Below are 19,070 nucleotides of genomic sequence, written 5' to 3' on the forward strand. Positions count from 1 at the left end.
AAAATGACAATAGTAGCAAGAAGAAAATGGTTTTTCATTATATCTTCATTTTTCTACTTTGTAATGAACTTGAATTATATTTTCGAATATTCTGGTTGTGCTTAATAATTTAAGTTTTAATTGAAAATCTGAGGGTTTAAAAAGTGAAATTCCATTCCCAATGATTACACCTTCAATATTTAATATAATTTCATCAATCATATTTTTTTCTGCAAACACTGAGTTGTTTGTTGATCCTCCTGTAAGTATTGCTTCGGAAAAACCTTTTTCTGCTAATATCTCAATTGCATGCTCTGGTGAGTTTGCCAGAATAAAACCGTCATTCAGTTGAAATTTATCATCTGAGGAAATTATTACCTTACTTATGTTTTTCAATGGTTTTAAATAGGATTTAGGCCATTCCTTGATTAATTCGTAGGTTTTTCTACCCCAAATTAAACATCCACTTTTTTGAACTGCTGAGACAAATTCGTCCCAGTTTTCGTGTGACAGGAAATCTTCTTTGTAGTCATCTGTTGCAATTATTCCGTTTAACGAAATTGCCATCCAAAGTGTAATTTTCATATTGTGTTTGATACAAATGTATTATAATGAATTAATGTCTAAATACAAAGACATAGAGGCTAAGGCTAAAAACTACTACTTTAATGAATGGCGTGGAAGTGAAAAGATAATTCAGGCGTTTAATGAAATTGTATATGTGAATAGAATTGGGTGGGACCATATCGTACATCACCCAAGGAGGTCGCTAAAAGATAAAATAATAAGACTTAGAAAGTTAGACCTAGCTAGACAAGTTTTAGAAACTTCAAGCCATTATCAAACAGTGGAGGTTAGAGGTAAATTTTATTATTATGGTATTCAGGCGATTGTTGACAATACTCGTGTTAAAGTAATTGTTACTTCAAAAGGGAAGGATGGAAAAAAGATTTTATACTCAGTTATGTTTAAAAGTTTATCAAGGCAACAGCAAAAAATAGTTGATAAACAAAACGAAAAATTAATAAGCGAATTCAGAAAAAATAATCCCAAAGTATCTCCTAGAAGAAGGAATTAATCTGTCTCCACTATCTAACCGTTTTTCGGTGTTTAGTGCGCCAGCCTCAAGGGCTTCAGATAACTCCAAATAGAATAATATCAATTATCTGTCTTGTTGTCAATTTTTGAAGAGATATCAGAAATAAATTTAGATAATTGTATTGAGGAATTTTCTCCTGCCCTGTTTCTGATAGAAACTTCGTCGTTCTCAGTTTCTTTGTCTCCCAAAACTAACATATATGGAACTTTTTCATTTTGTGCATTTCTGATTTTATTACTTAGTGTTTCATTTCTATCATCTAGTTCAACACGAATGTTGTTTTCCTTTAGTTTTTCAAAAATGGTATTTGCATAATCTAAATGTTTTTCAGAAATTGGTAGTATTTTAACTTGGACTGGTGAGAGCCAAGTTGGGAATGCTCCACCATAATGTTCAATTAGAAATCCTATAAATCTCTCGTGTGAGCCTAGTGGGGCTCTATGGATTATTACAGGTGTTTTTTCTTTCCCATCTTTATCTGTATATTTAAGTCCAAACTGTTCCCCCATAAATAAATCAATTTGGTTTGTAGAAATTGCAAACTCCCTTCCAATTTTGCTGTGGATTATAAAATCAATTTTTGGACCATAAAATGCTGCACTTCCAATTTCTTCTACCATAGGTATATCAACTTGTTTTACAGCTTCTCTCATTAATTTTTCTGCTCTTTTCCACATATCTTCATTACCATGATATTTTTCTGTGTTCTTAGGATCTCTTAAGGCTAACTCTAAATGGTAATCGGTAATACCTAACGTTTTGTAATAGTATTCATGCAATTTCATTACTTTTACAAATTCATCTACTGCTTGATCCTCAGTACAGTAGATATGAGCATCATTTTGTGCGAATCCCCTAACTCTCATCAGTCCAAACAGCTCACCTGATGATTCATAACGGTAGCAATTACCATATTCAGCAAAACGAAGTGGTAAATCTCTGTAGCTGTGTTGAGTCGCATCAAAAATAATGTGATGATGTGGGCAATTCATTGGTTTTAGGAAATATTCTTCTTCACTGTCATCCAGCTTCATTGGAGGGTACATATCATCTTTGTAATATGGTAAATGACCTGATGTATGGAAAAGGCCGGATTTTGTAATACTTGGAGTTGTTACTCTCTTGTACCCCCACTCTTCTTCTGTCTTTTTGGCCCATTTTTCAATTTGTTCTTTAATTACGTTTCCTTTTGGCATCCAAAGAACCAGTCCTTGACCAACTTTTTCAGAAATAGTGAATAGTTCTAATTCCTGACCCAACTTTCTATGGTCATACTTTTTTGCAAGTTCTATATTTTCAAGATGTTTATCAAGTTCTATCTTAGTTGGAAAACAAGTTCCATAAATTCTGGTTAACATCTTATTTTTTTCACTACCTCTCCAATATGCTCCAGCTACTGATAGTAGTTTAAAATGCTTGATTTCCGAATCAGGATGACTAACATGTCCCCCACGGCAGAGATCAGAATACTCACCAGAGTTGTAAAAAGTTAAGTCATTTCCTTCTTTTGAAAATTCTTCAATTAGTTCAATTTTGTATTTATTATCTTTATAATAATCCTTTGCTTCTTCTGTAGTTACATTTTTCTTTTCAAAACCTTTCCAAGTTTTGATAATTTCTTTCATTTTACTTTCTATTTTTGGAAAGTCTTCATCGGAAACTGTAGTATCACCAAAATCAAAGTCATAGTAAAAACCATTTTCAATTGAAGGACCTATGGTTCTTTTTGCAGAAGGATATATTTCTAAAACTGCAGCTGCCAAAAGATGAGCACATGAATGCCTTAAGTTTTCTAGATATTCTTTTGATTGTTTGTCAGTCTTCATAATATATAAATTATATACCTAAGAAGACGACTATTGAAGCCGTGGTTCCACTTCTCTTTATTCTCTTTATCAATTATTAATTTCTTTAGGTTGGTTAATCCTAAATACAAGCAATTAATTAATCAATATAAATATTGTAGTAAAAATATTGCAATTTGTCCAGAGAGAGAGAGAGTACTATCAGCGTATTATGGAAAAAGAGAAACAAATGGCCGATCTTCCAATGACAATCTATAGTTGTAAATTTAAAAATTCGTGGCAGTGCGAATTTAAAGGCAATCTTCCAACCGGCGCTCGTCGTGGGTTCGGCAAATCTGTTTATTGCAACGTTTTGTCTTCAAACATCAAACCTGATGTATCTGCATGCGACCAAATTGTTGTTGAGGAGACCCCGATAGTAGCCAAAGTTACAAAAAGCGGAATGATTACTTAATCCCCATTGATTTTTTACGTTTAGCTTCTGCTTCATCAAGAATTATTTTTCTAATCCTGATTGTTTTTGGTGTTACTTCAACTAACTCTGTGTCATCAATGTATTCTAGTGCGTCGTCTAAAAGCATTTCTTTTGGAGTATTGAAATGTTCTGCAGATCCATCACCTTTTGATCTCATATTGGAAAGTGCTTTTTCCTTGCAAACATTAACTTGCATATCTCCAGCTCTGCTACTTTGCCCAACAACTTGCCCTTTATATACTTTAACTGCAGGTCCAATAAATAATTGCCCTTGGTCTTGAACATTAACTAAGCCATAAAGCCTTGTTTCTCCTGTTTCATGGGCTACCATTGATCCTCTATCTCTTTTTCTAGTAAAACCATCATCTGGTAGGTAATCAAAAAATGCGGTATTCATAACACCCATACCTTTTGTGTCAGTAATAAGTTCCCCTCTAAAACCTATTAACTCTTTTGTAGAGACAGTAAACTCAAGGGATACTATTCCCTCTTCATTTTTGTACATATCATCCATTTTTCCATGCCTTACACCCATATGTTGTATTACAACGCCTGAATATTCCTCTGGTACGTCTATATACACCTTCTCATATGGGGTTAAAACCTTTCCGTCAATGGTTTTATTAATAACATATGGCCTTGATACTGCAAACTCATATCCTTCTCTCCTCATTCTTTCAATAAGAATGGCTAAATGTAGTTCTCCTCTACCACAAACTGTCCAAGTACCGTCCACGTTGTCATATACTTGTAAAGCCACATCAGTGTCTAATTCTTTATAAAGTCTTTCCCTTATTTGGCTTGATGTTTTAAAGTCACCTTCTTTACCACCAAATGGCGAATCGTTAACCATAAAGACCATTTTGACCGTTGGCTCTTCAATCGAGATAACTGGAAGCGCTATTGGGTTATTGATATCAGCAATTGTTTCTCCAATTGTTGCGTCTAAAATTCCAGTAACTGCTACAATGTCACCGGCAATTGCTTCTGTTTCCTCTTGTTTGGCCAAACCTTTGAACGTGGTAATTGACGTAATCTTTGCCTTTTTTTGTATACCTTCTCTGTTTATATGAATAACGTCAGAATTGCTAGATAGTTTTCCATTTTTAATTCTTCCTATCGCAATTCTACCTTTGTAGTTATCTTTACCGATATTACTGACAAGCATTTGGAGTGGTTTTTCAGGGTCTGCATCAGGTGCAGGTATATATTTTAGAATCTCTTCAAATATTGGAGTAATATCTTTCATCTTGGAAAGATCGGGTTCAAAACCTGCAAGGCCATCTCTACCACTTGAGTATATTGTTGGGAAGAATGCTGTTGTCTCGTCTGCACCAAGTTCAACAAACAAGTCAAAAGTTTTGCCTTGTACCCATTCAGATCTTGCTCCTTGTTTATCTATTTTATTTACAACTACAATAATTTTTAAACCCATTTTAAGTGCGTGTTTTAACACAAACCTTGTCTGTGGCATAGGCCCTTCTTTAGCATCAACTAAAAGTAGGGCTCCATCAGCCATGGAAAGAACTCGTTCTACTTCCCCACCAAAATCAGCATGACCTGGAGTATCTATAATATTTATTTTTGTATCCTTGTACATTACTGAAGCGTTTTTACTAAAAATTGTAATTCCTCTTTCGCGTTCAAGATCATTACTGTCCATTATTGCTTCTTGATCAGCAACTTCTTTTTTAAGTTCTGTGTGTGACTGACGCAAAAGTGCATCCACAAGTGTGGTTTTTCCATGGTCAACGTGGGCAATAATAGCAATGTTTCGTATATCCATATGCAAGGGAAAGTCAATTATATCCTATAGCGAGCTTAAAACAAAGTGTTAATTACACAATGAGGACAATCACTTCTTTACCTAAAAAAAGTATAGCAGATTTTTAAAAAAAATGGTCTATTGCTCTACCATACTTGCTTTAGTAATTAAGAGATTATATTCTTCAAGATACCCCACAGGCTCAAACACCCATCCCTCACTTGGAATTTGTTCTGATTCTAGTTTTTGACAGAAGACCACCGAGAATTTGTGCATCAAGCTTTCATCGTTTAAGTCTAATCGTGATATTGGATATAGGTTAAAATAATATCCAGGTTTAACACCTATTTTTTCTGCTTCGGAAGTTTTTCTAAGATCGTAGGATTTTATGGAAACCCTACTTCCATCTTCACGAGATATTGTAGCAGATGTTATTTCTAAAAGTTTGACTATTAGTTTTTCCTTTTGCATTAATAAAAAATATTCTAACTACTTGATAGGATAGTAACACTAATTAGTAGTAAAATATAGGTTATTAATCTCTCTGTGTGCCTGTTTATAATTTAGCGCGAACCTATTTTACAACAAATTTCTAATTTGTGCTGAGCAACAAGGGAGGGGTTAAAGGGGAAGGAATTGTTGCGAAGCTCGGGTTTCCTCGCTCAGCCACTTCGTGGCTTCGCTAACACAACCTGCAAAGCTCGAAGCTTTGCGCTCACCCCACTTTGTGGGGTTCGCTAACCCAATTTAAAGGAAAAGGGGATTATTTATAGTTCCACTTCGTGGAACGGTACTGTTACGGTATCCGTAAGGTACTTAATCAATACCGTTGACTAGTCGTATTTTCGACCCTTTTGCCGTTTAACGGTCCGTACGGTCGGTTAACGGCCACCGTTGGGGTAAGGCTGAACACAAAAACTAACCCATTTCAGTCGCAATTTGCCCTAAAGGGCAACTTACCCAAGTGCTAAAAGACAAAAACTGGTGCTTATGCACAGCACTTGGTTAGGAAGCTACAAGCACACACACATTGCTCCTGAAATATTCCCTTTACGGGGAATCCTGCCCAACACAAAGACACTCCAAAGCTACAGGGGTGTTGGCTTCCGCCATGTGCAGGGCAGGAAGAACAAACAAGTGGTGGTTTTGTAAATCCTCTAGTAATATAATTCAGTTTAGTATGAACAAAAATGACCAGTGGGACAAACTTCATAAACATTATAAAAATCAAGATTGGATTGAAAAGCCAAATATCTTTGCAGAAGAAGTATTAGAGTATTTACCAAATAATGGAAAAATACTTTGTTTAGGAGATGGGCAAGGACAAGACGGAAGATTTTTTGCAATTAAGGGATATGAAGTAACCTCAGCAGATATTTCAGAAGAGGCACAAAACATAAACAAAGAAAAAATAAAAGTGCAGGGTTTAAAAAACATTTCAGTTGAAAGATTAGATTTAAGAGAAAGGTTTCCGTATTATGATGCAAGTTTTGATGTTGTGTATGCACATTTGTCTCTACATTATTTTTCTGAAGAAGTAACAAAAAGTATTTTTAAAGAAATCAAAAGAGTACTAAAAGGTGGTGGAATACTTGCAGTATTTACAAACTCAGTTAATGACCCTGAGTTTAACACGGGGAAAAGAATAGAACAGGAACTATTTGAGATAGAAGGTATACAAAAAAGATTTTTCTCAAAGTATTCAATGGATTATTTTGCACAAGATTTTCAGGTAGTTCTTTTGGATGACAACGGAAAGACATATAAAGATGAAGCAAAAGGAGTGCACAATTTAATTAGATTTGTTGGTAAAAACTATGCTAGAAGAAATAACCAAATTGCATTACCTTTTGTATCAGCAATTGTAGAAAGAGAAAATAATGGAGAAAAGGAAGTTTTAATTCAAACAAGATGGAGACCAAATGCAGAATGGAATTATCACAACACTATTGAAATTCCTGCAGGCGTGTTAGATAAAGGGTATGAGAATGTACTTGATGCAGTTAAAAGAGAAGTTAAGGAAGAAACAGGACTTGATGTCACTGAAATTGTAGGTTTAGAAAAAACTGATATTCACTCTCCAAAAGATGATGCTTCATATGCTTTTAAACCTTTTGCTTGTTCACAACAACTAAAAGCAGGACTTCCTTGGGTTGGATTTTGTTTTGTTTGTAAAGTAAAAGAGGGAGAAACTAAACAACAAGAAGATGAGACGAGAAATGTTAGATGGGCTAAAAAATCAGAACTCAAACAAATGATTAAAGAAACTCCAGGTAAATTCTTTACCTTGCATTTAGGAGTTTTAGAAATGTATTTAAAAGATTAACTATGAAAAGAATAAAATTTGCTCCAAATTTAGTACAACTAGTTCTTGATGGAACAAAAACTTCAACTTGGAGATTGTGGGATGACAAAGATTTACAAACTGGAGATATCGTTGAATTCGTAAATGCAGAAACGCTTGAAGTATTTTCAAAGGCAGAACTTACAAAAGTAATAGAAAAGCCCTTTAAGGATTTAACAGACGATGAAAAAGAAGGACATGAGAAATATATTAACACAGAAGAAATGTCTAAAAAATTTGAGGAATATTATCACAAGCCTGTTGATGAAAATACTTTATTTAAAATAGTTCACTTTAGACTCATTAAATAACAATGAAAGAATTTGTAGGTATCTTGGCAGTTATTTTAACTTTTGTAGGTTATGCGCCATACATTTGGGATACTGTAAAAGGTAAAACAAAACCTCATATTTATAGTTGGTTCACTTGGGCCTTTGTCACTTTTATTATTTTTGCTCTTCAAATTTTTGGCAAAGGTGGTGCTGGTGCATATACAACTTTAGCAACAGCAATTCTTTGTTTAATAATATTTTTATTGGGCTTAAAAAATGGCAATAAAGATATAACAAGATTTGATACTGTAACTTTTATAATCTCACTTATAGCAACTGCAGTGTGGATTTTTGCCAAGCAACCAATAATTTCAACTTTCTTGATTGTTACAATAAATACTTTAGCAAATTTACCAACTATTAGAAAATCTTGGAATGATCCACATTCTGAAACTTTATTTACATGGCAAATGGGTGCTGTCCGTAATTTTTTAGGAATAATTGCTCTCCAAAATTATTCAATACTAACATGGTTATATCCTGTTACTAATTTAATAATAAACATCATTGAAAGTTGTATTTTGATAATTAGGAGGAAACAATTAAAAAACATATGATGTATGTTAAATACTACGAAAAAGAAATCCCAGACAAAGGGATGGGTGTTTTTGCTTCTGAATTTATACCAAAAGGAACATTAATTTGGAAACTTACTGAAACTAAAAAGTTTACAAAAGAAGAATGGGAAAAGTTACCCCATGAAATTAGAAAAGATGCATATCCAGACAGTGATGGTAATTTTGTGGCTGCAGTTGGTAAAGGAGAATCATGGAATCATAGTTGTGACACTAACACTTGGTGGACAGCAGATGATGAACTATCAGCAAGAAGAGATATACAAAAAGATGAAGAGCTAACATATGATTATGCAACTTCAGACATTGATGAAACTAAAGGGACAGATGTTGCTTACGATTGGGAATGTAAATGTGGTTCAAAAAACTGTAGAAAGATTCTTCATTGGAATGACATTTTAGAACCAGAAATCTACAACACTTACAAAGGTCATTTACCTAGTTGGGTGGAGAAATTTGTAAAGGAACATAATAAAAATATATGAACAACCTAGACGTATTGATTAAAAGAACAAATTTAAATATTTCATTTGATGAATTTTTGAAAGATATTGAAGGTAAATTTACATCAATAGGAAAAATTGGAAATTATTCTCCGATCAATGAAGGATATGAAGATGCAAATATTATTTTAAATACTTCAACTGGTAAATATGTTTTAAAAATATTTTTAGCTGAAAGAGAATTAGGAAACATAAACAGCTATGTAAAAATACTAACTGAATGTAAAAAAGTTGGAGTACCAACTACAGAAATACTATTAGATTTTAATAATGGACTTGGTGTATTTGAAAATGAAGGTATAAAAACATACTACATAATTACAAAGTTTTTTGAAGGTAATAACTTTCAGAATACTACTCCAACAATTGAAGATATAAGAAAAGTTACCGAGTGTGTAGCAAAATTAAACACTTTAAATTTCGAAGTTGGAGAGGGTTATGATTCTTGGGGAATTAAAGCATTTCCTGAAGAGTATAAAAATAAAAAAGAAAAATTAACTCCTGAACAAGACTCATTAATCAAAGATATTTATGAAGAATATCTGAAGTTAGACATGACTAGTTTTAGTAAGTCAGTTATCCATGGAGACATGCAAAGAAAACATGTTATCAAAAATAGTAACAACGAATATTGTATTTTAGATTTTGGTTGTATGGCGTATGACTACAAAGTTATTGAGTTAGCAACCTATCTTGCTTGGTTTTGCATACAAAAAGATACTTGGAAAGATAAAGATTTAATCTATAAAGAGGTATTAGATATCTACAATTCAATACACCATCTATCAGAGCAAGAGATATTATCACTTCCTCTTTTAATTAAAGTTTCTTGTTCTGCATATTATGTGACAACTTCTGTGATGATAAATGAAGGTGATACTAGTGAAGAAACACTAGATTGGCACAATAGATCAAAGAAGCTGTTGGAATTATCTAAAATATCGATATCAAACTTATCTACTTTGGGGTGAATGAATAAAAGATATATTTTTGAAGTTAATATTAAAGTTGAGCAAAGTAACTTCTGTATTGAGGATTCAACTATTAACGATTGGAGATTTTTTTGGACGAACGATAACGTTTGTGCCATCATATCTGCGACTAAATTATTTAGCGGAAATGGACAAATGACTGATGGATTTGAATATTTAAATACGCCAGATAAATTAGGTTTGTTGATTGATTGTATAAGTTTTATTACAGACCTACCGGTTTCCTGTAAAGTAGACTTCCGACTTTTTCGTGTAGATGATAATAACAAAATTAACATTTTAGACTTGACAACACCATTTACTAAGCTATTGCAACAAGCCAGAAGTAATAAATTATTACAACATGGTAGTAGCGTCGACGAGTGGCCTATTAGGGTTAGTCCTGGAATTTCGCACAACTTTAGAAGCAAAGATATTAGTTTCATTCGACATCTATTTGTGCTAATTTCAAAAATACGAATAAAAAACACTTCAATTAAACTGTTAAATTATTGGAGAAAAGGATTTGACCTCGACGTGCTAAATTATTGGGATGAGAGCTTCTTGGTATTTTTTAAGATTCTTGAGTATTTCGACAAAAGATATCAACCTAATAATAATTTGTATATTGATAATAAAATAATGAAAGCAAAATCAGAGATTTCCAAAAAAGCTTTAAGGATAGCTGGTGGCGCAGAATCTACTAAGCCAAGTAAGTATCTAATAAAACTGATTTCTGATTTCATCGAAATAAGAAATAATTCAGACATTGCACACATGCGTATAAAACCGCTACCTAAAGATAGGAATGGTGCCTTTTATTTTACATCCTATTTAAATATTTGGGACACACATGATGATATCAAAGAATTAGCAAGGCTCTTTGTTTATAAACAACTTGGTATTAAAGGTTTACAATTAAGGAATGATGGTGGTTTGTTTAAGTTAACAACGATTTAATTATGAAAACACTTAATGTCTTCACAAATGAAAAAGGAGAATTTGGAAATCCTGTAGGAATAATTGTTGATTCCGAAAACAAGATAGATGATAAAAAACGTCAGCAAATGGCAATTAATAGTGGTTTTAGTGAAATTGTGTTCATAAACAATCTTGAAACAAAAGATGTAAGTATCTTTTCTCCAACAAGACAAATTCCATTTGCTGGCCATGCTTTAGTTGGAACAAGTTACTTTTTTAACAATGTTTTAAATTTACCTACAATTGAAATTATAAGCATGGGTAAGGTTATTAAATCATGGCAAGAAAACAAATTAACTTTTGTAGAAGCTGATCTTTCAATTTTACCTAATTGGAATATAAAAGAATATAAAACTCCAGAGGAAATAGAACAAATTACAATCCAAGAAGCTTCAATTTTAGAACACACTCTAGTTTGGTGTTGGATAGATAAAGAGAAAGGATTGGTTAGGGCTAGAACATTTGCTTCTGACTGGGATATCCCAGAGGATGAAGCAAATGGATCAGGAGCAATGAAACTTGCAAGTTTAATTAATAGAAATCTAATCATTCATCATGGAAAAGGATCAGTTATTCATTCAACTCCAAGTTCAGTTGGTGGGTTAGTAAAACTAACCTAGTTTTGTAATAACAACAAAACACAATTGGGTTAGCGAACCCCACAAAGTGGGGTGAGCGCAAAGCTTCGAGCTTTGCAGGTTGTGTTAGCGAAGCCACGAAGTGGCTGAGCGAGGAAACCCGAGCTTCGCAACAATTCCTTCCCCTTTAACCCCTCCCTTGTTGCTCAGCACAAATTAGAAATTTGTTGTAAAATAGGTTCGCGCTAAATTATAAACAGGCACCCAACCCCGACCTGTCGGGGTCGAGCGAAGCGAAGACCACGACATTTGCCCATCCCCTCGGACGAAAACAACACAAGACAAAACAAAAAAGTTGATATTATTTGATGCCTTGATATGGATTATTTACGGGCGTATAAATGATATTGTGAAGCACAATATTGTAAATAATCCATTACATCCAAAATTCTTCCTCTACGCAAGAAAGTCTACAGATGTAGAAGATAAACAAGTGCAGTCTATTGAGGGTCAGCTTCAGGAGTTACATGAACTTGCTAAGAGAGAAAATTTAATCATTGTAGATGAATTCATTGAAAAACAATCTGCCAAAACTCCCGGAAGGTCAATTTTTAATAAAATGTTGGATTCTATTGAACAAGGTCATGCAAATGGAATTCTCTCTTGGCATCCTGATAGACTAGCAAGGAACTCTGTAGACGGCGGAAGAATTATTTACCTATTAGACACAGGTAAATTGTCTGCCCTCAAATTTAATACCTTTTGGTTTGAGTCCACTCCACAAGGAAAGTTTATGCTGTCAATTGCGTTTTCTCAATCTAAATATTATGTAGATAGTTTAAGTGAAAATACTCGTCGTGGACTCAGGCAAAAAGCTAGAAATGGATATTCTCCAACTGTTGCTCCGCTTGGTTATATAAATGATATTAGAAGTAAAACTGTTGTTCTTAATAGAAAATTAAGTCCAATTGTTCAGGAAGCTTTTGAAAAATATAGTGTTGGGAATATCCTAATGAAAGATGTGTCTAGCTTTTTGGCAAAGAATGGGATTCTTAACCCAAATGGTAAGAAATTTGATTTGAATAGAATAAAAAGACTTTTAACCAATCCATATTACTGTGGATATTTTGTATATGGTGGAGAAGTGTATGAGGGCAGACACGATCCAATAATTTCAAAGAAACTTTTTGACAAAGTCCAAGATGTAATGAGTGTTAGAAATCACTCTTGGAAAAATGCAAAAGTAGAAAAGATTTCTAAACCCTTTGATGGACTTCTAAGGTGTGGTGAGTGTGGCATGATGATTTCTCCTGATTTTAAAGTTAAACATTATAAAAATGGTACTTGTGGCTACTTTAATTACTATAGATGTACAAAAAAGAATAGAAGTATAAAGTGCCGACAGTCTCATATTAGAGTGAGTGGTTTAGAAAGCCAACTCATCACACTTGTCAAAAAATATTCTTTGAAAAATGATTGGGCTATAAAAATGAACGAGAAACTTGATGAAGAACAAAAGGATATAGCCCAATCAATCCTTCCTGTTGTTGCAGAAAAAAGGAAAGAAATTGAAAGCATTAACACTAAACTCCAACTTCTTCTTGATACTTATTTAGATCAGACAATTGATAAAGAAATGTATAAGGTTAAGAAGTTGGAGCTTTTTTCCAAAAGGAAAACTTTTGAAGAACAAATTCTTTCCTTGCAACAACATAAAGGAAGTTGGATCGAACCTATGCGAAATTGGATATCTGAGGCTAGGGAAGTAGATCAAATAATATCAACTAACAACAAAGAACAATTAAAGGTCCTCGCGAAGAAAATCTTCGGCTCGAACCTTTACCTAGAGAACAAAACAGTCCGAGGGGATGGGCAAATGTCGTGGTCTTCGCTTCGCTCGACCCCGACAGGTCGGGGTTGGGTGGACCTAGGGAGAATCGAACTCCCGTTACATGACTGCCAGCCACGTGTCCTACCATTGAACGACAGGCCCCAATACTTTGAGATTCCTCTGTGTGGACCCTGCAGGACTTGAACCTGCGACCTCTTTCACGTCAAGAAAGCGCTCTAGCCAACTGAGCTAAGAGTCCATATACTCTTCCCGCATTTAGCGAAAGAGTTCTTAGGCTGTTATTATACCAGAAATTTATTGGTTTCTTAAGAATAAGTTACTAAATTCTAAAGCTTTCTGAATAAGGTCAATGTCAAAGTTTTCATTTGCACCATGCATATTACAATCTTCATTACCTAGTGAAATTAATAGAGTATCTACTCCTAATATTTTTTTTACATCTCCAACAAAAGGTATTGCTCCACCAACATATTTTCTACCAACTTTTGATTTATATGATTCCTCCAGTAGTTTCTCAACATCTACAACATATTGGTTGTTTGTATCAACTTTAATTGGGTCATGAAACCCGTTTGTAGTTAGTTCGTACTTAATATATTTTGGTGTATTTTTAGCTACATACTTTTTAAAACCTAGGAATACACTTTTTGCAGTTTGTGACTCCACGATTCTGAAATTTAGTCTTACTTCTGCAGTTGCTGGCACAATATTAGCATAGCCGTTGTCAATGTAACCCGATTTAATTCCAGTAACTTGTATTGTTGGGCGAAGACCGGTTTGAGTATAGAAGTCATAATTGTTTTCAGTTAGTAATGAGTTAACTCCAGCAAGTTTTGTAATACTATTACCTCCCTTAATTAAGTTTACGTTATTAACAATCTGACTTTTTTCAATTCTATCTACATTTTTGTAAAAGTCATTGTAACTTACACTAGTGTTTGAGTTATATAGATTGCCGATAAACTTTGAAAGTTCATAAGCAGCATTTGGTACGCCACCACCATAAATTCCAGAATGTAGATTATTTTTACCAGTTGTATAGGTTAATGTGCAGTTAAAACCACCACGCAATGAAACCTCAATAGATGGTTTGTTGTTTGTCAATTCTCCATCGGATACTACAACAATATTACATTTTAGGTCTTTTTTGTATTTCTTCATCAGTATTGGTAGGTCAGGATTACTAGTTTCTTCGTTTCCTTCAATTAAAAACTTTAAATTGTATTTAAGACCTCCGCTTTTTATTAAGTTAATTGCAGTAACAATGTGAATTAATACCTGTCCCTTATTATCCACAACTCCACGAGCAAGTAATTTTTTGTTTCTTTCAAATAACGTAAATGGATCTTTGTGCCACCCGTCAGCCTTGTTTGCTGGTTGTACATCATAATGACCATAGATAAGTACTGTTTCTAGTTTGTCTGAAACTTTGTAGTCAGCAAAAACTACAGGATTTGTTGTCTTTCCTTTTAATATCTTTACTTTAAATCCTGAAGACTTAAATAATTTTTCGAGCCAGTCTACGGTTTTATTTATTTCAGGGATAAAAGTTTCATCTGTTGATATACTTTTAAATGAAACAAACTCATTTAATAGTTTCTTGTAATAATTATAATTGTTTGTCATATTTTTTGAATTATACTACAATACGAACTTGAGAGAGGACTAGGAATTTTTACTATTCACTTTTGATGACGCAATTATCTTTAAGTGTTTAGTAATGGACCTGTCCTCTCTCTTTTGTCTAAAGGCAAGCTATGTTTATCTAAATTTTTGATCGTTGCCATAGTCTATTAGTGTTCCTCTTGTTCTATCAAAAATCTCTCCTTTGGAACGGTCTAAATAGGTTTCAATAACTTGCTTGAACCACCCTTCAGCCAAATGCTCTTCTTCAACTGGTATTGCAAATGCTCCTACAATTTTTTCCTCACTGTCGAGTCTATATGCCCACCTGTATTTAGTTGTTGCATGTGTGCCCATGTGATTCTCCTTTAGATATGTTTTAACGTACTTTTTAAAAAATAAAAAAAACCCTCGCCGTTTGGTGAGAGTTATTTCTTTAAACTTTTAGTATTCTTTTTCTTTTTATCTTGTATCTCTCACCACGTTAAATACGCTTCCAAGCTGGAAGTGCTCTAAATAGATAGTGAGACATCAAGTTCATACTAGCTAGAATAATATTAAATGAAGAGTTACTTGTCAACCTGCAGATCTTTGAGAATAGGTTTCACCTGAAAGAAGAAAACTTGAACCCTTTTTCTTGTATTGTGACCAAAAATTTTTCTTTTCTGCTCTTTTACTTTGTCCTTGCATCCAGTCAATTGCATTATCAATCTTTTTTCTAAAGGAAACAATCATTTGAATAATACTTTCAAAAAAATTAACTTGATATTCAGAAGCATTTGTGGTGTTTTGTAATACTGCAGTTTTAACTTCCTCTGATAGGTTAGCTGTTGAATTAATAAGATTTAGAGCTTCTGTTTGTATTGCCTGAAGTCTAAGTCTTAATTGCTGTAGTTTTTTTCCTGTTTCTTGTTTTTCCTCACTAAAAAGTCTTCTTTCAAAAAATATTTGTTCTTGTAGTTTTTTATTTTTTTCAGCCTCTCCACTTACCATCTCATTCATTTGAAGTGACGCTCCGGGTTCTATTTCACCTAGTTGTCTAGGTTGAGCATTTTTCTGTTGACCCAGAAGTTGTCTAAAAAAGTCTTCACTAATTTGTTTTGTTTCGTTTTGCGCAGTTTGTACTACTTGTGAGCCAATATCATTTATGGACTCAAGTATGTTTTTTGTCTTAATCTGTTTTTGAGCTTTAAGCTTTTGTGATTTATCGGTCATATTTTAACAAGCCAATTGTACACTTATTTTTCCAAAAATTCCAAAGCTTTGCGTCTTAAGATAACCCTCTTTAATACTTTTCTTTGTTCTGCTCCAACTTTTGTTTTGTCTTCACCTGTGGTTTTAATAAAATCGTCAATCTCAGATTCTGATACATCAATTTTTTGACTATTAGAAACTTCATTTAATATTAGCTCTAGTGAGATTGCCTCAAAAGCTTGATCTTCATACTCTTTCCTTAATCCTTCAGGAGTCTTACCAACGCTTTTAAGATAGCCTTCTAGAGTTAAACCTAATTTTTCAATTCTATCTAAAACTTGTGATAATCTGCCATTTACCTCCTCCTCAATTAGAAGTCTTGGAATTTTTAAGTTGACTTGTTCAACTATTGACTTGATTAAAACATTTTGATCTTTTGGATCCTTTGAAAGTTTTTTCTTTAAATCTTTATCTATTTTGACTTCAGGCAGTTCACAAGTAACTGCTTTTATTTGCCATTCTGTATTATCAGCTACATTCTTTGAGGAGGTGATTTTGTGAGCTTCAAACTTTGGATACATTGCGGGTTTAAATTTGTGCTCTTCTACTGATTTTGTAAAAGCATTGGGTAAAAGATGGTTTAAAATATGTTCTGTTAATCCCTCTTCTGAAACATTTTCTTCAACCTTAGCAATTGGTGCCTTACCTTTTCTAAAGCCTGCAATAACTGCTGTTTTTGCATATTCAATCAAAGCTTCACTCTTGGCTTTTAAAATAACTTCTGCTGGAATCGTATATGATATTTCTAAATTACCATTATCAAGCCTTTTGAGCTCAGATTTTATATTTTGCACATTCTTCATAGGCTGAAGTATAGCATAACAAAGCTAAAATTCATAATGAGTTTTTAAGCCCCTTTGTGCTGATTAATTCTAAACTGTGGAGAATTTGCTTTAGTTTGCCCGTGCATACTTTGGCCTCTATCGCTTGTGGGGTTAAACTGATTTCTGGCTCTCTTATCAAAAATAGATACTCTAGGTAATACTACCAGCTTTTCTTTTGTTGTCTTTTGCTTTTTATCCATAAATAGATTATACTACATTTGCCCTCTGTAAGGTTAGTGTCCCCAAGGTCGGCTTCAGGAAATGAGGTGAAGAATTTAATCTTAAATTAAAAAATATGAAAAAATTATTTATTGGAAATTTGTCGTGGGAAGTATCATCTGATGACTTGAGAGCATTTTTTGCAAGCTTTGGTACAGTTATTGACGCCGTAGTTATTATGGATAGAATGACTGGAAGAAGCAGAGGCTTTGGTTTCGTAGAAATGGAAACTGAAGACGAAGCAAACAAGGCATTAGACGCAAACGGTAAAGAACTTAAAGGTAGAGCTATGAACGTAAATATGGCAAAACCTCAAGAAAACCGTTAAGCAAGCTTGCCACTACGTGGTAAGTTTCTTGTGTTTTTCTAAAAACTGAAAAGTTTTAAGAATTACTTCACTCCAAAGCGGGTTCATATTGTGATCAGCGCCGGAGTGATTGTAGTTTGTAATATCCTTGTCCAGGACTTTCATCCGTTTCAAAAATCTATCTCTCCACTCAAGAGGTATCGCATCGTCTGCTGTCCCCAAGTGGTATTCTATTGGTGCATTTATTTTCTCTAGATAATTAATGAGAGAAAACTTGTCCGTATCATAATTATCTTCAAATTTAGCCAATTCCTTTCTTATAAATTTTCCCCCATCTTGAGACTCGTTAGTATAATAAAGTATGGAATAGGGAAAGTTTTCAGTAACTGGAGCCCACAAGACTGTTGGATAATCTTTACCTGTAATTTCAAGAACTGTTAAAGCTATTTGTCCCCCATTGCTATGTGCCCAAATAAAAATGTTCTTACCGTCCCAGTTTGGAAAGTTTTCTTTGTTTATTGATTTTAGTAATGTCAAAACAGTTGTATAAGTTTGAAATCTGGTTTCAAAGATATTTGAAGATTCTATACTTGAGCCACCATAACCCAAGAAATCAGGTGCAAGAGTTATGTATCCGTTATCTCTAAAATATTCACCAACTCGTTTTGTCCCCACACCTGTTTGGTAAATTGATTGGTCAACATAGCCACGAAGTAAAATAACTATTGGTGATTTTGTGTTTGACTCTGGAATGTTAATTAGTCCAGTTACTTTTTTTAGATCATTACCTTTTTTGTATTCTAATGTAGGATCAAATTCAAAAGAAAAGATATTATCTTCAACCTTTACTTCTACTGAAGTTACTTCAGTTTGAGACAGATTCTCAATTGTATACTTTTCCAAAGGTTTAGGTTTATTCCAGCTGGGTAGTTCAAAATCTTGATTTAGGTATTCTTTGTATTTATCACTCCCCCACCAACCAAAAGAAACAAGGGTTATGGATGCTAGAAAATAGATTAATAATATTCTTAATTTCATATTTCTATTATATAATAATTTATATGCAAACCCTTATTCTTCCAGGATATTCAGCCTCAAACAAAGAGTGGGTAGATGATGTGGTTAAAAATTTAAAGGTAGAGGGAACAATTAGACCTTTTTACTGGATGCACTGGACAGACGAAAACAGTAAGTTTGATGCAAAACAAAAGGCTGGACTCATCGCAAAACACATAAGAGGAGATAAAGTAAATATTATCGCTAAATCGCTAGGAACCTTAATTGTGGGCTACCTTTGGCAAATCATCCCTACCCAGATCGAAAAGGTTGTTTTTTGTGGAATACCTGTAAAAGATATAACTTCAGAAGAATTAGAAATTGTTAAAAGATGTATTTCTCAAATGAATGATAAAATAATTGTGCTTCAGAATGTAAATGACCCACATGGTACTTTTGAAGAAGTTAAAGACCTTGGAAATATTAGAATGACCAGTCGCGATGACCATACTTATCCATTCTTTGATAAGTTTAACGAATTTTTAAATTAACAAAATTTCATCATCCTCTTTCCAAATCTTCTTGTTG

Annotated in this window: 21 protein-coding genes and 2 tRNA genes; 11 read left to right on the plus strand and 12 right to left on the minus strand. The window is 33.6% G+C overall.

Going from position 1 to position 19,070, the window contains the following annotated elements:
* Positions 1-45: 45 nt before the first annotated feature.
* Positions 46-564, minus strand: a complete 519-nt coding sequence (locus QY322_00435; GenBank protein WKZ25771.1) for a dihydrofolate reductase — start codon at positions 562-564, stop codon at positions 46-48.
* A 34-nt stretch (positions 565-598) separates the two neighbouring features.
* On the opposite strand from QY322_00435, the gene QY322_00440 reads away from it, so the two are divergent.
* Entirely contained in the window at positions 599-1,057 is a 459-nt protein-coding gene (locus QY322_00440) for a hypothetical protein (GenBank protein WKZ25772.1), read from the plus strand.
* A gap of 80 nt (positions 1,058-1,137) precedes the next feature.
* On the opposite strand, the gene thrS is transcribed toward QY322_00440, so the two are convergent.
* Positions 1,138-2,904 carry a threonine--tRNA ligase gene (gene thrS, locus QY322_00445; protein ID WKZ25773.1) on the minus strand — a complete coding sequence of 589 codons (1,767 nt, stop codon included), beginning with the start codon at positions 2,902-2,904 and terminating at the stop codon, positions 1,138-1,140.
* Between the two features lie 190 nt (positions 2,905-3,094).
* On the opposite strand from thrS, the gene QY322_00450 reads away from it, so the two are divergent.
* A complete protein-coding gene (locus QY322_00450; GenBank protein ID WKZ25774.1) occupies positions 3,095-3,337 on the plus strand; it encodes a hypothetical protein in 243 nt (80 codons plus the stop codon).
* Here the strand turns inward: QY322_00450 and typA are convergent.
* Both typA and QY322_00460 read right to left on the minus strand, forming a co-directional pair.
* Complete coding sequence (gene typA / locus QY322_00455) at positions 3,330-5,144, minus strand: translational GTPase TypA (GenBank protein ID WKZ25775.1); 1,815 nt, start codon at positions 5,142-5,144, stop codon at positions 3,330-3,332. The two genes, QY322_00450 and typA, sit on opposite strands and share 8 nt — an antisense overlap.
* A gap of 117 nt (positions 5,145-5,261) precedes the next feature.
* The gene (locus QY322_00460; GenBank protein WKZ25776.1) at positions 5,262-5,594 is read right to left on the minus strand and encodes a hypothetical protein; all 333 of its coding nucleotides are present in this window, start codon (positions 5,592-5,594) and stop codon (positions 5,262-5,264) included.
* Positions 5,595-6,234: 640 nt separating this feature from the next.
* Here QY322_00460 and QY322_00465 point away from each other — a divergent pair.
* Genes QY322_00465 through QY322_00495 form a run of 7 tightly spaced genes read left to right on the plus strand, consistent with a single transcriptional unit; the run spans position 6,235 to position 11,449 of the window.
* Positions 6,235-7,449 (plus strand): bifunctional class I SAM-dependent methyltransferase/NUDIX hydrolase, encoded by a 1,215-nt coding sequence (locus QY322_00465; GenBank protein ID WKZ25777.1) that lies wholly within the window; start codon positions 6,235-6,237, stop codon positions 7,447-7,449.
* 2 nt (positions 7,450-7,451) lie between these two features.
* Entirely contained in the window at positions 7,452-7,778 is a 327-nt protein-coding gene (locus QY322_00470; protein WKZ25778.1) for an ASCH domain-containing protein, read from the plus strand.
* Positions 7,779-7,780: 2 nt separating this feature from the next.
* Complete coding sequence (locus QY322_00475) at positions 7,781-8,356, plus strand: hypothetical protein (protein ID WKZ25779.1); 576 nt, start codon at positions 7,781-7,783, stop codon at positions 8,354-8,356.
* Entirely contained in the window at positions 8,353-8,859 is a 507-nt protein-coding gene (locus QY322_00480) for an SET domain-containing protein-lysine N-methyltransferase (GenBank protein ID WKZ25780.1), read from the plus strand. The genes QY322_00475 and QY322_00480 overlap by 4 nt, the downstream gene beginning before the upstream one ends.
* Positions 8,856-9,848, plus strand: a complete 993-nt coding sequence (locus QY322_00485) for a phosphotransferase (GenBank protein WKZ25781.1) — start codon at positions 8,856-8,858, stop codon at positions 9,846-9,848. The genes QY322_00480 and QY322_00485 overlap by 4 nt, the downstream gene beginning before the upstream one ends.
* Positions 9,849-10,808 (plus strand): hypothetical protein, encoded by a 960-nt coding sequence (locus tag QY322_00490; GenBank protein ID WKZ25782.1) that lies wholly within the window; start codon positions 9,849-9,851, stop codon positions 10,806-10,808.
* 2 nt (positions 10,809-10,810) lie between these two features.
* Entirely contained in the window at positions 10,811-11,449 is a 639-nt protein-coding gene (locus tag QY322_00495; protein ID WKZ25783.1) for a PhzF family phenazine biosynthesis protein, read from the plus strand.
* Positions 11,450-13,329: 1,880 nt separating this feature from the next.
* Here QY322_00495 and QY322_00500 read toward each other — a convergent pair.
* From QY322_00500 to QY322_00530, 7 genes are all read right to left on the minus strand, one after another.
* Positions 13,330-13,400: transfer RNA gene (locus QY322_00500), tRNA-Ala, on the minus strand.
* A 23-nt stretch (positions 13,401-13,423) separates the two neighbouring features.
* Positions 13,424-13,497, minus strand: a tRNA-Val gene (locus QY322_00505).
* 56 nt (positions 13,498-13,553) lie between these two features.
* The gene (locus QY322_00510) at positions 13,554-14,885 is read right to left on the minus strand and encodes a M20/M25/M40 family metallo-hydrolase (protein WKZ25784.1); all 1,332 of its coding nucleotides are present in this window, start codon (positions 14,883-14,885) and stop codon (positions 13,554-13,556) included.
* A gap of 135 nt (positions 14,886-15,020) precedes the next feature.
* Entirely contained in the window at positions 15,021-15,239 is a 219-nt protein-coding gene (locus QY322_00515; GenBank protein ID WKZ25785.1) for a hypothetical protein, read from the minus strand.
* A 219-nt stretch (positions 15,240-15,458) separates the two neighbouring features.
* Positions 15,459-16,097 (minus strand): DUF5660 domain-containing protein, encoded by a 639-nt coding sequence (locus QY322_00520; GenBank protein WKZ25786.1) that lies wholly within the window; start codon positions 16,095-16,097, stop codon positions 15,459-15,461.
* A gap of 23 nt (positions 16,098-16,120) precedes the next feature.
* Positions 16,121-16,939, minus strand: coding sequence for a trigger factor (locus QY322_00525; GenBank protein ID WKZ25787.1), 819 nt, complete (start codon positions 16,937-16,939; stop codon positions 16,121-16,123).
* 44 nt (positions 16,940-16,983) lie between these two features.
* A complete protein-coding gene (locus QY322_00530) occupies positions 16,984-17,160 on the minus strand; it encodes a hypothetical protein (protein ID WKZ25788.1) in 177 nt (58 codons plus the stop codon).
* 95 nt (positions 17,161-17,255) lie between these two features.
* Here QY322_00530 and QY322_00535 point away from each other — a divergent pair, with 95 nt between their 5' ends.
* The gene (locus QY322_00535) at positions 17,256-17,507 is read left to right on the plus strand and encodes an RNA-binding protein (protein ID WKZ25789.1); all 252 of its coding nucleotides are present in this window, start codon (positions 17,256-17,258) and stop codon (positions 17,505-17,507) included.
* Between the two features lie 12 nt (positions 17,508-17,519).
* Here QY322_00535 and QY322_00540 read toward each other — a convergent pair whose 3' ends face one another.
* Positions 17,520-18,524 (minus strand): prolyl oligopeptidase family serine peptidase, encoded by a 1,005-nt coding sequence (locus tag QY322_00540; protein ID WKZ25790.1) that lies wholly within the window; start codon positions 18,522-18,524, stop codon positions 17,520-17,522.
* Between the two features lie 23 nt (positions 18,525-18,547).
* Here QY322_00540 and QY322_00545 point away from each other — a divergent pair, with 23 nt between their 5' ends.
* Positions 18,548-19,033, plus strand: coding sequence for a hypothetical protein (locus tag QY322_00545; protein WKZ25791.1), 486 nt, complete (start codon positions 18,548-18,550; stop codon positions 19,031-19,033).
* The last annotated feature ends 37 nt before the right edge of the window (positions 19,034-19,070 follow it).

It is taken from the genome of bacterium, assembly GCA_030583725.1.
Taxonomy (GTDB): Bacteria; Patescibacteriota; Microgenomatia; order UBA8517; family UBA8517; genus JAUYMM01.

Coding starts and splice junctions, on each gene's coding strand:
- thrS (WKZ25773.1), bottom strand. CDS start 2,904: ATGAAGACTGACAAACAATCAAAAGAATATCTAGAAAACTTAAGGCAT.
- QY322_00495 (WKZ25783.1), top strand. CDS start 10,811: ATGAAAACACTTAATGTCTTCACAAATGAAAAAGGAGAATTTGGAAAT.
- QY322_00515 (WKZ25785.1), bottom strand. CDS start 15,239: ATGGGCACACATGCAACAACTAAATACAGGTGGGCATATAGACTCGAC.
- QY322_00465 (WKZ25777.1), top strand. CDS start 6,235: ATGTGCAGGGCAGGAAGAACAAACAAGTGGTGGTTTTGTAAATCCTCT.
- QY322_00480 (WKZ25780.1), top strand. CDS start 8,353: ATGATGTATGTTAAATACTACGAAAAAGAAATCCCAGACAAAGGGATG.
- typA (WKZ25775.1), bottom strand. CDS start 5,144: ATGGATATACGAAACATTGCTATTATTGCCCACGTTGACCATGGAAAA.
- QY322_00450 (WKZ25774.1), top strand. CDS start 3,095: ATGGAAAAAGAGAAACAAATGGCCGATCTTCCAATGACAATCTATAGT.
- QY322_00520 (WKZ25786.1), bottom strand. CDS start 16,097: ATGACCGATAAATCACAAAAGCTTAAAGCTCAAAAACAGATTAAGACA.
- QY322_00435 (WKZ25771.1), bottom strand. CDS start 564: ATGAAAATTACACTTTGGATGGCAATTTCGTTAAACGGAATAATTGCA.
- QY322_00525 (WKZ25787.1), bottom strand. CDS start 16,939: ATGAAGAATGTGCAAAATATAAAATCTGAGCTCAAAAGGCTTGATAAT.
- QY322_00535 (WKZ25789.1), top strand. CDS start 17,256: ATGAAAAAATTATTTATTGGAAATTTGTCGTGGGAAGTATCATCTGAT.
- QY322_00475 (WKZ25779.1), top strand. CDS start 7,781: ATGAAAGAATTTGTAGGTATCTTGGCAGTTATTTTAACTTTTGTAGGT.
- QY322_00545 (WKZ25791.1), top strand. CDS start 18,548: ATGCAAACCCTTATTCTTCCAGGATATTCAGCCTCAAACAAAGAGTGG.
- QY322_00530 (WKZ25788.1), bottom strand. CDS start 17,160: ATGGATAAAAAGCAAAAGACAACAAAAGAAAAGCTGGTAGTATTACCT.
- QY322_00440 (WKZ25772.1), top strand. CDS start 599: ATGTCTAAATACAAAGACATAGAGGCTAAGGCTAAAAACTACTACTTT.
- QY322_00485 (WKZ25781.1), top strand. CDS start 8,856: ATGAACAACCTAGACGTATTGATTAAAAGAACAAATTTAAATATTTCA.
- QY322_00490 (WKZ25782.1), top strand. CDS start 9,849: ATGAATAAAAGATATATTTTTGAAGTTAATATTAAAGTTGAGCAAAGT.
- QY322_00460 (WKZ25776.1), bottom strand. CDS start 5,594: ATGCAAAAGGAAAAACTAATAGTCAAACTTTTAGAAATAACATCTGCT.
- QY322_00470 (WKZ25778.1), top strand. CDS start 7,452: ATGAAAAGAATAAAATTTGCTCCAAATTTAGTACAACTAGTTCTTGAT.
- QY322_00540 (WKZ25790.1), bottom strand. CDS start 18,524: ATGAAATTAAGAATATTATTAATCTATTTTCTAGCATCCATAACCCTT.
- QY322_00510 (WKZ25784.1), bottom strand. CDS start 14,885: ATGACAAACAATTATAATTATTACAAGAAACTATTAAATGAGTTTGTT.